Origin of the sequence: Sphingomonas endophytica, from assembly GCF_001476895.1 — a bacterium.
Classification (GTDB): domain Bacteria; phylum Pseudomonadota; class Alphaproteobacteria; order Sphingomonadales; family Sphingomonadaceae; genus Sphingomonas; species Sphingomonas endophytica_A.
This window is the reverse complement of record NZ_LDTB01000045.1, coordinates 23281-36617: the sequence shown is the minus strand read 5'-3', so window position 1 is coordinate 36617 and position 13337 is coordinate 23281. Positions and strand designations below refer to the sequence as shown.

The window sequence follows — 13337 nt, the reverse complement described above, 5'->3', positions numbered from 1 at the left end:
AGGACGGGTGACCGGGATCGGTTGACACTCCGGTGCCGCTTTGAAAGACGAATGGTAATGCATTGCCACGAATGCCGGGGTCGGAGACAGGAATGAGCGAAGGCGAGCATCCCGCAGAAGCAGCCGCCCGGTCCGGCGCGCCCGCGCCCGGCACCGTGGGTGCGCGGCTGCGTGCCGCCCGCGAGGCGCAGGGGCTGTCGGTGGCGGAGGTGGCGGCACGCACGCGCGTGACGCAGCGCTTCCTCGAAGCGCTGGAGGACGACCGGCTCGACCTGTTGCCGTCGCCGACCTACGCCTCGGGCTTCGCGCGGGCGTATGCGCGCGCGGTCGGGCTGGACCAGACCGAGATCGGGCGTGGCATCCGCAGCGAACTGGCGCGCGGCGCGATGCCGATGCGCCAGCATCATATCGAGGAGATCGCGGATCCGTCGCGCGGGCCGTCGCGCTTCACGGTGATCGTCGCGGCGGGTCTCGGGCTGGCGGTGCTGGTGCTCGGCGTGCTCTGGCTGTCGACCGGGATGTTCCGCGGCACGCAGGAAGCACCGGAAGCGGTCGCGGCCAGTCCCGCGGCAACGGTGGCGCGCAGCGCGCCGGTTCCGCCGCCGAGCCCGACGCCCGCGACCGGGCAGGTGGTGCTGACCGCGAAGAACGAGGTGTGGATGCGGGTATATGACGGCGCGAACAAGACGCTGTTCACCGGCACGCTGCAGCCGGGCCAGACGTTCGAGGTGCCCGCCGGGACCGATCGGCCGATGCTGAACATCGGGCGACCCGATCAGTTGACGATCACCGTCGATGGCCGGGCGCTGCCGCCGCTGGGTGACGGCAAGCGCGCGATGAAGGACGTCGGGATCAGCGCTCCGGCGCTGGCGGCGCGCTTCTCGGGCGTGTCGGGCGCGGCACCGCTCGCGTCGCCGTCCGCTACGGGATCGTCGGCGCCTGCGTCACCTCCGGCGTTCCGGCCGGTCGTGGGGCAATGATGATCGCCGTCGGCCGTCTGGCACGGACGACAGCAAAGAATTTCAAGCCTATATCCGATGTGATCGAGCATCGTGGGATGACATGATGACCAAATTTCTGCTGGGCGCTGCGATCGCCATGACCCTCGCAAGCCCCGCCATGGCGCAGCGCGACGTGCCGCTGGACGCACGGGTCGGCAAGCTGGAAAGCGAAATGCGCGCGGTGCAGCGCAAGGTGTTCCCCGGCGGCGCGGGCATGATGGTAGAGCCGCAGATCGCGCCGACCGCGCCTACGCCGACCGAACAGACCGGGGTGCCCGCGTCGGGTGCGCTGACCGACCTGACATCGCGCGTCACTTCGCTCGAACAGCAACTGGCCGCGATGACCGGGCAGATCGAGCAGAACGACCATCGGCTGCGCCAGTTGGAGCAGCAGTTCGAGGATTATCGCAAGGCCACCGACGCGAAACTGGCCGCCCCGCCACCCGTGTCGACAGTGACCGCACCGCCGGTCGGGGGCCCGGATGTGACCGTCCCCGAAGCTCCGGCCCCGGCCGCGGCGTCCGGTCCGGCTGCCAATGTCGTGAAGCCCAGCACCGGCGATGCGGCCGAGGACGGCTATCTCTATGGCTTCCGCCTGTGGGAGGCGAAGCGTTACGGCGAGGCAGTGACGGCGCTGAAAAAGGTCGTCGCCGATTATCCGAAGTCGCGGCGCGCCAGCTATGCCCAGAACCTGATCGGTCGCGCCTATCTCGACGACGGCAAGCCCAGCCTCGCGTCGATCGCCTTCTACGACAATTACAAGAAGTTCCCGGACGGCGAGCGGGCGCCGGACAGCCTCTATTACCTTGGTAGCGCGCTGGTGAAGCTCGACAAGGCGGCGGACGCCTGCAAGGTCTATGGTGAACTCACCGACGTATATGGCGCGACCATTTCGGCGAAGATGAAGGCCGATATTGTCAAGGCGCGCGCCGCCGCCAAGTGCAAGTGAGGTGACGTTGCGGCCGCTGCCCGAGGCGGCGGTGGCGCGATTTGGTCGCGATCTCCTCCGGCTGGTCGCGCAGGCGTTCGACGGGGGCACGCCGCCGGGTGAGGGCAGGATCGCGCTCGCCGTGTCGGGCGGACCCGACAGCATGGCGATGCTGCGGCTCGCGACAGCGGCAATGCCCGGGCGCGTGACCGTTGCGACGGTGGACCATCGCCTTCGTGCCGAATCGGCGATGGAGGCGCGGCTTGTCGCGGAGGTCTGTGCGGCGCTGCGCGTGCCGCATCGCACCCTGGTTCCCGCCGCGCCGATCACCGGCAACAGCGTCCAGATGCGCGCCCGCGACGCGCGCTATGCCGCGCTGACGGCGTGGGCGGGGGAGGCGGGGGTGGCGATGCTGCTTACCGCGCACCACGCCGACGATCAGGCGGAGACGTTGTTGATGCGGCTGCGGCGCGCGTCCGGGCTGGGCGGACTGGCCGCCATTCGTGCGGTTCGATCCGATCCCTTCGGTGTCGTGCTCCGTCCGCTGCTCGGCTGGCGACGCGCCGAACTGCGGGCGTTGGTGGAGGAAAGCGCGACGCCGTTCGTCGACGATCCTTCCAACGACGATCCGCGGCACGATCGTACTGCGATCCGCGCCCTGCTCGCTGCCACGCCCGCGCTCGATCCGGTCGCGCTCGCCGCCTCCGCCGGATTCCTGGCCGAGGCGGACGAGGTACTGTCGCAGTTCGCGGAGCGGATCTGGGCGACGTGCTGGCATGGTGCCGGTCAGCCGCTGCCGGCGGCCGGTGAGCCCCGCGAGGTGCGTCGCCGCCTGCTGCGGCGCGCGATCGCCTCTACGCGCACGGAGCTGGGGATCAGTCGGCCGGATTTCCGCGACTCGGCGAATGTCGAGGGGGTGCTGGACGCGCTCGAAACCGGGCGGGCGGCCACGCAGGCGGGTATTTTGATCCGGCCGGCGCGCGACGGATGGATATTTTGCGCCGCACCGCCACGTCGATCAGTCTGAACGACCTTGTTCCATTGCCATTAACCCCTGCGAGCCTACATTAGCCGATGGAAAGGTAGCCGATGAACGACAACGACAGGCAGCCCGGGAACGGCGGCAACGACAATGGCGGTTCGGGTGGTCCGAACCCATGGATGAAGAGCCTGCTGATCTGGGTCGGCGTGCTGCTATCGCTCGCGGTGGTGGTGACGTTGTTCCAGGGGCAGACGGGCGCCGCGCAGGGTAACACGATCGCCTATTCCACCTTCCTCGACAAGGTCGACGAAGGGACCGTGAAGAACGTCAATGTCAGTCGGGACATGATCTCCGGCACCTTCTCCAGTGGCGACAAGTTCCGCACCTATCCGGTGCAGGACTCCGGGCTGATGGACCGCCTCCGCAAGTCGGGGGTCGAGGTTGCGGGCAAGCCGGAGGAAGGGCCTTCGATCTGGATGGTTCTGCTGTACCAGTCGCTGCCGTTCCTGCTGTTTCTCGGCATTGCCTTCTTCGTGCTGCGCCAGATGCAGAAGGGCGGCGGCGCGGGCGGCGCGATGGGCTTCGGCAAGAGCCGCGCGCGGATGCTGACCCAGAAGGAAGGCAAGGTCACGTTCGATGACGTCGCCGGCATCGACGAGGCGCGTGCCGAGCTGACCGAGATCGTCGACTTCCTGAAGGATCCGACGAAGTTCGCACGGTTGGGCGGCAAGATCCCCAAGGGCGCCTTGCTGGTCGGTTCGCCGGGTACCGGCAAGACGCTGCTGGCGCGCGCGATCGCGGGCGAGGCGGGCGTGCCGTTCTTCACCATCTCCGGCTCGGACTTCGTCGAGATGTTCGTCGGCGTCGGCGCCAGCCGCGTGCGCGACATGTTCGAACAGGCCAAGAAGAGCGCGCCGTGCATCGTCTTCATCGACGAGATCGATGCGGTCGGTCGTCATCGTGGTGCGGGGCTGGGCAACGGCAATGACGAGCGCGAACAGACGCTTAACCAGCTGCTCGTCGAAATGGACGGGTTCGAGGCGAACGAGGGCATCATCATCGTCGCGGCGACCAACCGTCCCGACGTGCTCGATCCCGCGCTGCTGCGGCCGGGCCGGTTCGACCGTCAGGTCGTGGTGCCGCGTCCCGACATCGATGGTCGCGTGAAGATCCTCGAAGTGCATATGAAGAAGGTGCCGCTGGCCCCCGACGTCGATGCGCGGACGATCGCGCGCGGCACCCCGGGCTTTTCGGGTGCCGATCTCGCCAACCTCGTCAACGAGGCCGCGCTGATGGCGGCGCGCAAGGGCAAGCGCCTGGTCGCGAATGCTGAATTCGAGGAAGCCAAGGACAAGGTCATGATGGGCGCGGAGCGTCGCAGCATGGTCATGACCGAGGACGAGAAGCGCATGACCGCTTATCACGAGGCCGGTCACGCCATCGTCGCGCTGCACGAGCCGGCATCCGACCCGATCCACAAGGCGACGATCATCCCGCGCGGTCGCGCGCTGGGCATGGTGATGCGCCTGCCGGAACGCGACAGCTACAGCTATCATCGCGACAAGATGTACGCGAACCTAGCGGTGGCGATGGGCGGGCGTGTCGCCGAGGAAGTGATCTTCGGTTATGACAAGGTGTCCAGCGGCGCGAGCGGCGACATCCAGTACGCCACGGGTCTGGCGCGCGACATGGTCACGAAATGGGGCATGTCGGACAAGGTCGGGCCGGTCGAGTACGCGCAGCCGGAGGGCGAGAGCTTCCTCGGTTATTCGTCGAGCCAGCCGGTCCGCATGTCGAACGCGACCGCGCAGCTGATCGATGACGAGATCAAGGCGATCGTCGAGGGCGGCCTGCACCGCGCCAAGCAGGTGCTGACCGATCATCTCGACCAGTTGCATTCGCTGGCCGGCGCGCTGCTGGAGTATGAGACGCTGACCGGCGATGAGATCAAGCGCCTGATCGCTGGTGAGGAAATCGATCGGATGGATCAGGGGCCGAAGGCACCGTCGGTGCCATCAGTCGGCACCTCGATCCCGAAGACGAAGCGGCCATCGGGACCGTTCGGAAATCCGTCGCCCGCCGGCGTGTAAAAGCGCCTTTGGTAAACGCTAATGGGCGGCCCCCACGGGCCGCCTTTTTTCATGTCAGCGATCTGGATCAATTCGGACGCCACCGTCGTTCCTCCGCCCGACGCGCTTCCGTGCCCAGGGTGAACGGCCGTATGACGACGATGACGCTTGCCCGCCCACACCCGCGCCCGACCCAAAGTAGCGGCGCGACGCTCGATTGGTTGAACTTCTTCCTTGCTGATGTGCGCGACGGTCTCGGACCTTATCTGGCGATCTATCTGCTTGCCGTGCGAGGGCCGCGTCATGGCTGGAACGAGGCAACGGTCGGCGTGACGCTGACGATCGCAGGAATCGTCGGCCTATTGTCGCAGGTCCCGGCTGGTGCGCTGATCGATCGTGCCCGCAATAAGCCGGCGCTGGTGATCATCGCCGCGTTGCTGGTAACCGCGTCCAGCGTGTCGCTGCCGTTCGTCCATGGCAGGACGTTGGTCACGATGACCCAGGCGGTCGCAGCCGCCTCCGGGGCGGTGTTCGCCCCCGCGATCACCGCCATTACGCTCGGGCTGGTCGGCACCAGGGCCTTTGCCGGGCGAGTCGGCCGCAACGAGGCCTTCAACCATGCCGGCAATGCCGTATCCGCCGCGCTGGCGGGCGCGCTGGCGTGGCGATATGGGCCGGAAGTGGTGTTCTGGCTGATGGGCGGTTTGACCGTCGCCAGCGTCGCGGTGGCGCTGCGGATCGACAATCGCGCGATCGATAACGATGTGGCGCGCGGCCTGGATTGCCAAGATGGCGCAGATGCGGATTGCGAGCAGCCCAGCGGCTGGCGGATGCTGGTCGAAAATCGCGCCCTGCTGTTGTTCGCGGCGGTCGCCTTCCTGTTCCATCTCGCCAACGCCGCGATGCTGACTTCCGTCAGCCAGTTGCTGACGCGCACCGCCGGCAAGGATAGCGCGACGTCGCTGACCGCCGCCTGTATCGTCGCCGCGCAACTGGTGATGGTGCCGATGGCGGTTCTGGTCGGCAGGCGGGTCGACCGCTGGGGTACCAAGCCGATCTTTCTCGCCGCCTTCGCCGTACTGGCGGCCCGGGGCGCGCTCTACACGTTTTCGAACGATCCGTGGTGGCTGGTCGGGGTGCAGGCGCTGGATGGCGTGGGAGCGGGGATCTTCGGTGCGTTGTTCCCCGTGGTGATCGCCGACCTGACGCGCGGCAGCGGGCGCTTCAACGTCGCGCAGGGTGCGGTAGCCACCGCGCAGGGCCTGGGTGCTGCGCTGAGCGCCACGCTGGCAGGCACGATCATCGTCATGACCAGCTACATTATGGCGTTCCTGGCCCTGGCGGTGATCGCGGCGGCGGGCCTGGGATTGTACTGGATCGCGATGCCGGAGACGCGGGCGTCGAAATGATGCCGAGGAAGGTGGAGGCGTCGTAGCGGGAGCCCGTGACCTCCATTCCGTCAGAGCGCCTCGTCGCGACCCGCCGCCTGCACGATCGCGATCCACCCGGCTTCATCCACGACACGGATGCCGAGTTCGGCCGCCTTCTTCGCTTTTGATCCTGCACCCGGCCCGGCAATCAGCAGGTCGGTCTTCTTCGACACCGAGCCCGAAACATGGGCACCGAGCGACTCAGCCTGGGCCTTGGCCTCGTCGCGACTGAGCGTCTCCAGCGTTCCGGTGAACACCACAGTCTTGCCCGACACCTCTGACGCGATGGTTTCATGCACGACGTCGGCCGGGGTGATATGGGTCAGCAGGTCGCGGACGGCTGCGTCATTATGCTCCTCGGCGAAGAAGTCGATCAGCGCGAGCGCCACTTCCGGCCCCACCTGCTTGGTATCGACGATGGCCGCCAGATCCTTGGCCGTGCGCGCGAGCAGCTTGTCGTCGCTCTCCCCAATCGCCTGTATCATCGCGTCACGGGTGGCCACGGCCTGACCGATCATCGCGCGAAACGCATCCCAGCTTTTCCAACGCCGCGCCAGATCGCGCGCGGTGATCTCGCCGACATGGCGGATGCCGAGCGCGAACAGGAACCGGTCGAGCGGCGGGGTGCGGCGCGCGTCGATCGCGGCGATCAGATTGCGCGCCGACACCTCCGCCCATCGATCGCGCGCGAGCAACTGGTCGATCGTCAGGCGGAAGATGTCGGCGGGGCGATCGATCAGCCCGTCATGGAAGAAGCTTTCGATGCTGGTAATGCCGAGCCCGTCGATATCGAGCGCGTGGCGCGAGGCGAAATGCCGGAGCCGCTCAACCCGTTGCGCCGGGCAGACGAGTCCGCCGGAGCAACGCCAGTCGACCTCGCCCGGTTCGCGGATCGCCTCCGATCCGCATTCGGGGCAGATGAGGGGGAAGGGCCATGGCGCGCGCGTCGCGTCGGCGGAAAGGTTCTCGACGATCTGCGGGATCACGTCGCCCGCGCGTTGCAGGACGACCCGGTCGCCGGGTTGGACGCCCAGCCGGGCCACTTCGTCGGCGTTGTGGAGCGTCGCATTGGTGACGACGACGCCGCCGACCGTCACCGGTTTCAGCCGCGCGACCGGGGTCAGCTTGCCGGTGCGGCCGACCTGGATGTCGATCCGATCCAGCGTCGTCTGCGCGCGTTCGGCCGGGAATTTGTGCGCGATCGCCCAGCGTGGGGCGCGACCGATGCTGCTAAGGCGCTGCTGCCAGTCGAGCCGGTCAATCTTGTATACGACACCGTCGATGTCGAACGGCAAGTCAGCGCGTCTCGCCTCGATCGACCGGTAGACCGCCAGCGCGGCGGCGACGTCGGCGCAGCGGGTGAAGGCGTGGGCGACCGGGAATCCCCAGTCGCGCAGCGCCGCAACGACCTCGGCCTGCGTACCGCCGGGCAGCGCCGCCGTTTCACCCCAGCCATGCGCCAGAAACCGCAAGGGGCGCTCCCGCGTGACGGCCGCGTCCTTCTGTCTGAGCGACCCCGCTGCGGCGTTGCGCGGATTGGCGAACTGGCGCGCTTCCTTGCCGGTCGCTTTCGCCTCATCCGCCAGTCTGACGTTCAGCGCGGCGAAGGCGGCTTTCTCCATATAGACCTCGCCACGCACCTCGAAGACGTCGGGGGCGGTATCGGGCAGCGTTGTGGGGATGTCGGCGATGGTGCGGACGTTGGCGGTGACGTCCTCGCCCACCGTGCCATCGCCGCGCGTCAGCGCCTGCACCAGCCGCCGCGCTTCGTAGCGGAGCGAGCAGGAGAGGCCATCGATCTTCGGCTCGGCGGTCAGCGCGACGGGTTCGTCGTCGGGCAGCTTCAGGAAACGCCGGACGCGCGCGACGAATTCTGCGACATCCTCGTCGGAGAAGCCATTATCCAGGCTCATCATCGCGCGGGCGTGTGGGACCTTGGCGAGATGTCCGGCGGGGGCGGCGCCGACCAGCCGGCTGGGCGAATCGGGACGGATCAGCGCGGGGAAAGCGCGCTCGAGCGCGGTGTTGCGGCGGACGAGCGCATCATATTCCGCATCGCTGATCTCCGGCGCGTCTTCGGTGTGATAGCGCCGGTTGTGATGCGCGATCTCTGCGGCGAGCCGCTCCAACTCGGCAGCGGCGTCGTCGATCGTCTCGGGCAGCGGCAACTCGGTCATCGCGCGGGCCTATAAGCAGCGCGACGACCCGTCCAGAGCATCGCGGGGAGCGTCAGGCAGCGGCCAGGCTTTGCGCGGTCGCATCCGCAAGGCTGGTGCCGTCGAGGATGCGCGCGGTTTCATCGCGAACGCGCATCATCGCCAGCCGGATCGCGCACTCCGCCTCGCTCTTGCAATCCTTGCACGGGCGATAGGCCGTGCGGCTGACGCAAGGGACCAAGGCCAGCGGCCCCTCGATAACGCGGATCACCTCGCCGAGCGAGATCAACTGCGCCGGGCGCGACAGGACATAGCCACCCATCTTGCCGCGATAGCTGTGCAACAATCCGGCATCGCGCAGATCGGCAAGGATCAGTTCCAGGAACTTGCGGGGGACGTTGGCCTCCGCGGCGATCCGGGTCATCGGGGTCGGCGGCGCTCCGGCTGGTACGCCGGCGAGAAACAACATCGATCGCAAAGCGTAACGGGAGCGCTGGGTAAGCATAGCCCACTATATACAGGGATATTGTGGCGCGCAAATGGCGAACCCCTCTTTGCGCAGGCGGAAAAAGGCACTATATGAACGGGGTCGGGTTCTACCCGGCTATGGCGATAAATTGCGGCGTAGAATAGACGCAGCGGACCCGGGGGCGGTACCCGGCGGCTCCACCATCGACGCTGGACCTGTTGCAGCGACGTTGACGGGGCCGAACTAGGATCGACGTGTGTTGAAAGGCGCTGTTTTCGCTCGGAATGGGACCACCGCAACGGCCCATTACACAAGTGCCAACGATAACGAAGCACTCGCGATTGCGGCGTAACTGACGGCCTAACGGCCTGACGTTACACCAAAATAGCGCGGTTGGACCCCACCGGGCAACAGAAGGGGAATCCAGCGGTACGGGGAGCACCGGGCAACAGAAGCTCCCCACTCACCTCACCAGAGCACGTTCCTCACCGGCTTCAGCGGCTCTGGCGCGTCGTATCCGGCGACTTGCAGCAAATCGATTTCGATCGTTCGGCACATCGCGGTCAGCGGCACGTCATGGACGGTGTTCGCGAACGGATCGACCAGATCGTCAGCGACCTGCAGCCCGGCAAGAAACATGAAGCCCGCGACCGACGAGCCGATCGGTGTCGCCCATTCGAGCGATTCGACCAGTCCGAATGGCAGCAACAGACACATCAATCGCGCGAAGAATACCGGGAAGCTTCGATATTGCGCGGGCAGTGGCGTGTTCTTCAGCCGCTCCATTCCGCCCTGCGCGTTGGCGATATCGACCATCGTCTGTTCGATCTGCGCCTGCTGGATCGTGTCGATCAACCCCTCGCGGCGGATGTCGGCGATCATCCGCGTCGTGCCGTGAAGCAACGCGTTAGCCGGGTTGGCGCGCAGCATGACCTCGGCGGTCGCGTCCGGCCCGAGCAGACGTTCGATCTCCGGCGCCGGATCCTGTCGCCGCAATTGACAGCGCAGCGCGTGGACGAACGCGATCTGTCGCCGCACGATCAAGCGCTTGAGCGAGGTTGCCGCCACATTGTCGTCGGGGATGAACCCCAGCACCGCGCGCGACAGGCTGCGCGAGGCATTGATCATCGCGCCCCATAAAATGCGCCCCTCCCACCATCGTTGATAGGCGGAGTTGGTACGAAAACCGAGGAACAGTCCCAGCACCGTGCCGAAGAGCGTGATCGGCAGTTCCGGGGCGCGGAAGGGCATCACATAGTAAAAGATCGTGATGACCGAGTCCCAGACGAACAGCACGGTCAATGTTCGCCAGGCCGGATAGAGCGTATGACGGATACGCGGCGCATGGCCGACGATCATGCGTCGGCGGTATCCAGCACGATGTCGTCATCGCTACGCGTCAGCAGGTGACGTACGCCGAGCAAGATGACGATGCCGGCGGCTTTCAGGAACTCCCCCGAGAGGACCGGGGACAGCTGCTGATGGATGCGCACGACGCCGATCGCCAGAAGGATCGCGAACCCGACGAACGGCAACGCCTCTACGTCACGCCAGGTAATCGGGTCGTCCTTGTTCTCGACGAGGTAATTCAGCACCCGATCACTCCCGCATAACAAGCGAAATGTCTCGGTTGCGGTGCAGCATCAGGTCAAGGCACTCGTCGATCTGAGCAACAATACGTTTGACGCCAGCGGTCGACTGTTTCCTGCTAGGGCGAAACGTTTCCCCATGATTGCTGCAATGCAGCGAAATCGCGGGATTCCTCCCGCGCGGAGGCGATCCGTCAATTTCCGCGAAGGGACGACGTTCGGTCGATCGTCTCGCGACTCGGCTGTTCCTTGTCGAGCGTGTCCGATGGCCGCCGCGCATCGCCGTGCTGTTGATGCTCGGTGGACAGGTTGGGGCGCGCGGTTTCGGTGGTGGGGCGGATGGCGTCCTTGTTCATGTGTCGTCTCCTGTAGGAGAAACAACGGGCGGGCGCGCCGCGACGTTCCCGGCGCCGCCCGACGGTCGGCGCGGCGGTGCCGGGCATGCGGCGCATGTCTCAGGCGTCGATGCTGGTTCCGAGACTGGCATGGACGAGCCCGCCATCGACGGTGATCGTCTCGCCGATCACATAATCGCCCGCCCGACTTGCGAGATAGATGGCGGTGCCTGCCATATCCTCGTCGGTGCCGATCCGCCCGGCCGGGATACCGCGCGCCACGGTCTCGCCATGGTCGCGCGCGGCCTTGTTCATATCGCTGGCGAATGCCCCCGGCGCGATCGAGGTGACGTTGATCCCGTCGCGGACCAGTCGCGCCGCCAGCCGCTTCGTCAGGTAGATCAGCGCCGATTTCGACGCATGATAGCTATATGTTTCCCACGGGTTCAGCCGCTGCCCGTCGATCGATGTGATGTTGATGACCTTCGCCGGCCGCTGACCCGCGCCACCCGCCTTCAGCAAGGCGTGAAGCGATTGCGTCAGGAAGAACGGCGATTTGACGTTCAGGTCCATCACCTTGTCCCAACCGCTTTCCGGAAAGTCCTCGAAGGCGACGCCCCAGGCGGCTCCGGCGTTGTTGACGAGAATGTCGAGCCGCTCCTCGCGCTCCGCCAGCGCGGCGGCGAGTGCGCGGCATCCGTCGACCGTCGACACGTCCTGCGGCAGCGCGATGCAATTGGGGCCGAGTTCGGCGGCGGTTTCCTCGCACGCCGCGGCCTTGCGGCTGGAGACGTAGACGCGCGCGCCCTGTGCGATGAAGCCGGCGGCGATCATCTTGCCGATTCCCCGGCTGCCGCCGGTGACCAGCGCGACACGATCGTCGAGCCGGAACAGCTTGCTGGTGTCCATGGGGTACTGCCTCTCCCTAGCCGCCGCGCTTCAGCGTCTCGCGGGCGATGATCAATTGCTGAATCTGGCTGGTGCCTTCGTAGATGCGGAACAGCCGCACGTCGCGATACAGCCGCTCGACGCCATAATCGCTGATGTAGCCCGCGCCGCCCAGAATCTGGACCACGCGATCGGCGACGCGGCCGACCATCTCGCTCGCAAAATATTTCGCGGCGGCGCTTTCCATGACGACATCGCCGCCCGCATCCTTTGCGGCGGCGGTTTCCAGCACCAGCGCGCGTGCCGCCAGTGCCTCGGTCTTGGAGTCCGCGATCATCGCCTGGATCAACTGGTGTTCGGCGATCGGCTTGCCGAACTGGCGACGTTCCGTGGCGTAAGCGACGCCGTCCGCGATCAGTCGCTCAGCCACTCCCACGCAGACCGCCGCGATATGAAGGCGTCCGCGATCGAGCACACGCATCGCGATGCGGAAGCCCTCACCCTCCGCGCCCAACCGGTTCGCGACGGGCACCGGCACGTCGTCGAAGCGCACGTCGGCGACCTTCGCGCCTTTCTGACCCATCTTCTTCTCGGGTTCGCCAACCGTTACGCCGGGCAGGTCGCGCGGGACCAGAAAGGCCGATACGCCGCGTCCCCCGGGCGCGTCGCCGGTGCGCGCCATCACGGTGAACAGGTCGGCGCGGTCGGCATTGGTGATGTAGCGTTTGGTGCCGGACAGCCGATAGAATTCTCCCTCGCGCACCGCGCGCGTGGTGACGCTGCCCGAGTCGCTCCCGACGTCGGGTTCGGTCAGTGCGAAGCTGGTGATGATCTCGCCGCTGGCGATGCGCGGCAGCCATGTCGCGCGCTGTTCGGGCGAACCGGCGATCACCAGTCCCTGGCTGCCGATCCCGACATTGGTGCCGAACGCCGACCGAAAGGCGGGCGTTGTGCGCCCGAACTCGAACGCGACGCGAACCTCCTCCAGCATCGTCAGCCCGAGGCCGCCATATTCGGGAGCGATCGACAGGCCGAACAGTCCAAGGTCCCGCATTTCCCGGACGACCGCGTCGGGCACCGCGTCATCGGCCTCCACCTGCGCCTCCAGCGGGCGCAGCCGCTCGGCCACGAAGCGGCGTACCGTGTCGAGCAGTGCGTCCAACGTATCGGAATCCAGAGACATAAGGCCGGCGGCCTCCTTCGCGAGACGGGAGAGTGGATGCTAGGCCGTCCCCATGAAGCCGACAAGCGCAAACAGTACCGATTCTTCGAAGTTGGTGGATGAAACTCGGCCGATCGTCGTACTGATGTGACGAAAAGGCGCGAAATCCCTTTCGGGGCGTCGAGTCGAAAAGCGCTGGGCGTCGAAATTTACGCCTCGCTAACACTCCACGACAGCGTTGCTGACCTGATCGGAAGGGCGTCATTCGGTTCGTCGTCGGTCATGTGCGGTTCATCGGAAAAGGTTCCCGCGATAGTTGGTGATTCAC

12 protein-coding genes and 1 other RNA gene are annotated in these 13337 nt (G+C 66.5%); 6 read left to right on the top strand and 7 right to left on the bottom strand.

The window, feature by feature from the left end; translation table 11 throughout:
* The first annotated feature begins 92 nt into the window (after nucleotides 1-92).
* The 5 genes from NS334_RS11255 (at nucleotide 93) to NS334_RS11235 (ending at nucleotide 6389) form a co-directional block, all read left to right on the top strand.
* Nucleotides 93-980, top strand: coding sequence for a helix-turn-helix domain-containing protein (locus NS334_RS11255; RefSeq protein WP_058756054.1), 888 nt, complete (start codon nucleotides 93-95; stop codon nucleotides 978-980).
* 82 nt (nucleotides 981-1062) lie between these two features.
* Nucleotides 1063-1950, top strand: a complete 888-nt coding sequence (locus NS334_RS11250; protein ID WP_058756053.1) for a YbgF trimerization domain-containing protein — start codon at nucleotides 1063-1065, stop codon at nucleotides 1948-1950.
* 1 nt (nucleotide 1951) lies between these two features.
* The gene (tilS, locus tag NS334_RS11245) at nucleotides 1952-2956 is read left to right on the top strand and encodes a tRNA lysidine(34) synthetase TilS (protein WP_241491920.1); all 1005 of its coding nucleotides are present in this window, start codon (nucleotides 1952-1954) and stop codon (nucleotides 2954-2956) included.
* Nucleotides 2957-3018: 62 nt separating this feature from the next.
* Complete coding sequence (ftsH, locus tag NS334_RS11240) at nucleotides 3019-5001, top strand: ATP-dependent zinc metalloprotease FtsH (protein ID WP_058756051.1); 1983 nt, start codon at nucleotides 3019-3021, stop codon at nucleotides 4999-5001.
* Nucleotides 5002-5132: 131 nt separating this feature from the next.
* Nucleotides 5133-6389, top strand: coding sequence for an MFS transporter (locus tag NS334_RS11235; protein ID WP_058756050.1), 1257 nt, complete (start codon nucleotides 5133-5135; stop codon nucleotides 6387-6389).
* A gap of 50 nt (nucleotides 6390-6439) precedes the next feature.
* Here the strand turns inward: NS334_RS11235 and ligA are convergent, their stop codons facing one another.
* Together ligA and NS334_RS11225 are read right to left on the bottom strand one after the other, a co-directional pair.
* Complete coding sequence (gene ligA / locus NS334_RS11230) at nucleotides 6440-8587, bottom strand: NAD-dependent DNA ligase LigA (RefSeq protein ID WP_058756049.1); 2148 nt, start codon at nucleotides 8585-8587, stop codon at nucleotides 6440-6442.
* Between the two features lie 52 nt (nucleotides 8588-8639).
* Nucleotides 8640-9071, bottom strand: coding sequence for an RrF2 family transcriptional regulator (locus NS334_RS11225; protein ID WP_058756048.1), 432 nt, complete (start codon nucleotides 9069-9071; stop codon nucleotides 8640-8642).
* Nucleotides 9072-9115: 44 nt separating this feature from the next.
* Between NS334_RS11225 and ssrA the strand changes: the two genes are divergently transcribed.
* Nucleotides 9116-9461, top strand: a transfer-messenger RNA (tmRNA) gene (gene ssrA / locus NS334_RS17725).
* A gap of 42 nt (nucleotides 9462-9503) precedes the next feature.
* Here ssrA and NS334_RS11220 read toward each other — a convergent pair.
* The 5 genes from NS334_RS11220 to NS334_RS11205 all read right to left on the bottom strand — a co-directional run bounded on the left by NS334_RS11220 (nucleotide 9504) and on the right by NS334_RS11205 (nucleotide 13030).
* On the bottom strand, nucleotides 9504-10394 hold the full coding sequence (locus tag NS334_RS11220) for a bestrophin family protein (protein WP_058756047.1): 891 nt from the start codon (nucleotides 10392-10394) through the stop codon (nucleotides 9504-9506).
* The gene (locus NS334_RS11215; protein WP_058756046.1) at nucleotides 10391-10630 is read right to left on the bottom strand and encodes a hypothetical protein; all 240 of its coding nucleotides are present in this window, start codon (nucleotides 10628-10630) and stop codon (nucleotides 10391-10393) included. Before NS334_RS11215 ends, NS334_RS11220 begins: the two co-directional genes overlap by 4 nt.
* Before the next feature lie 188 nt (nucleotides 10631-10818).
* Nucleotides 10819-10980, bottom strand: a complete 162-nt coding sequence (locus NS334_RS18660; RefSeq protein WP_193753069.1) for a hypothetical protein — start codon at nucleotides 10978-10980, stop codon at nucleotides 10819-10821.
* A 99-nt stretch (nucleotides 10981-11079) separates the two neighbouring features.
* Nucleotides 11080-11868 (bottom strand): SDR family oxidoreductase, encoded by a 789-nt coding sequence (locus NS334_RS11210; RefSeq protein ID WP_058756045.1) that lies wholly within the window; start codon nucleotides 11866-11868, stop codon nucleotides 11080-11082.
* Nucleotides 11869-11884: 16 nt separating this feature from the next.
* Nucleotides 11885-13030: an acyl-CoA dehydrogenase family protein gene (locus NS334_RS11205; RefSeq protein ID WP_058756044.1), complete on the bottom strand. Its 1146-nt coding sequence runs from the start codon at nucleotides 13028-13030 to the stop codon at nucleotides 11885-11887.
* Between the last annotated feature and the right edge of the window lie 307 nt (nucleotides 13031-13337).

Excerpts from the sequence above, each read along its gene's own strand:
- NS334_RS11205 (WP_058756044.1), bottom strand. The coding sequence starts at position 13,030 with ATGTCTCTGGATTCCGATACGTTGGACGCACTGCTCGACACGGTACGC.
- NS334_RS18660 (WP_193753069.1), bottom strand. The coding sequence starts at position 10,980 with ATGAACAAGGACGCCATCCGCCCCACCACCGAAACCGCGCGCCCCAAC.
- NS334_RS11225 (WP_058756048.1), bottom strand. The coding sequence starts at position 9,071 with ATGCTTACCCAGCGCTCCCGTTACGCTTTGCGATCGATGTTGTTTCTC.
- NS334_RS11255 (WP_058756054.1), top strand. The coding sequence starts at position 93 with ATGAGCGAAGGCGAGCATCCCGCAGAAGCAGCCGCCCGGTCCGGCGCG.
- ligA (WP_058756049.1), bottom strand. The coding sequence starts at position 8,587 with ATGACCGAGTTGCCGCTGCCCGAGACGATCGACGACGCCGCTGCCGAG.
- NS334_RS11235 (WP_058756050.1), top strand. The coding sequence starts at position 5,133 with ATGACGACGATGACGCTTGCCCGCCCACACCCGCGCCCGACCCAAAGT.
- NS334_RS11250 (WP_058756053.1), top strand. The coding sequence starts at position 1,063 with ATGATGACCAAATTTCTGCTGGGCGCTGCGATCGCCATGACCCTCGCA.
- NS334_RS11220 (WP_058756047.1), bottom strand. The coding sequence starts at position 10,394 with ATGATCGTCGGCCATGCGCCGCGTATCCGTCATACGCTCTATCCGGCC.
- ftsH (WP_058756051.1), top strand. The coding sequence starts at position 3,019 with ATGAACGACAACGACAGGCAGCCCGGGAACGGCGGCAACGACAATGGC.
- NS334_RS11210 (WP_058756045.1), bottom strand. The coding sequence starts at position 11,868 with ATGGACACCAGCAAGCTGTTCCGGCTCGACGATCGTGTCGCGCTGGTC.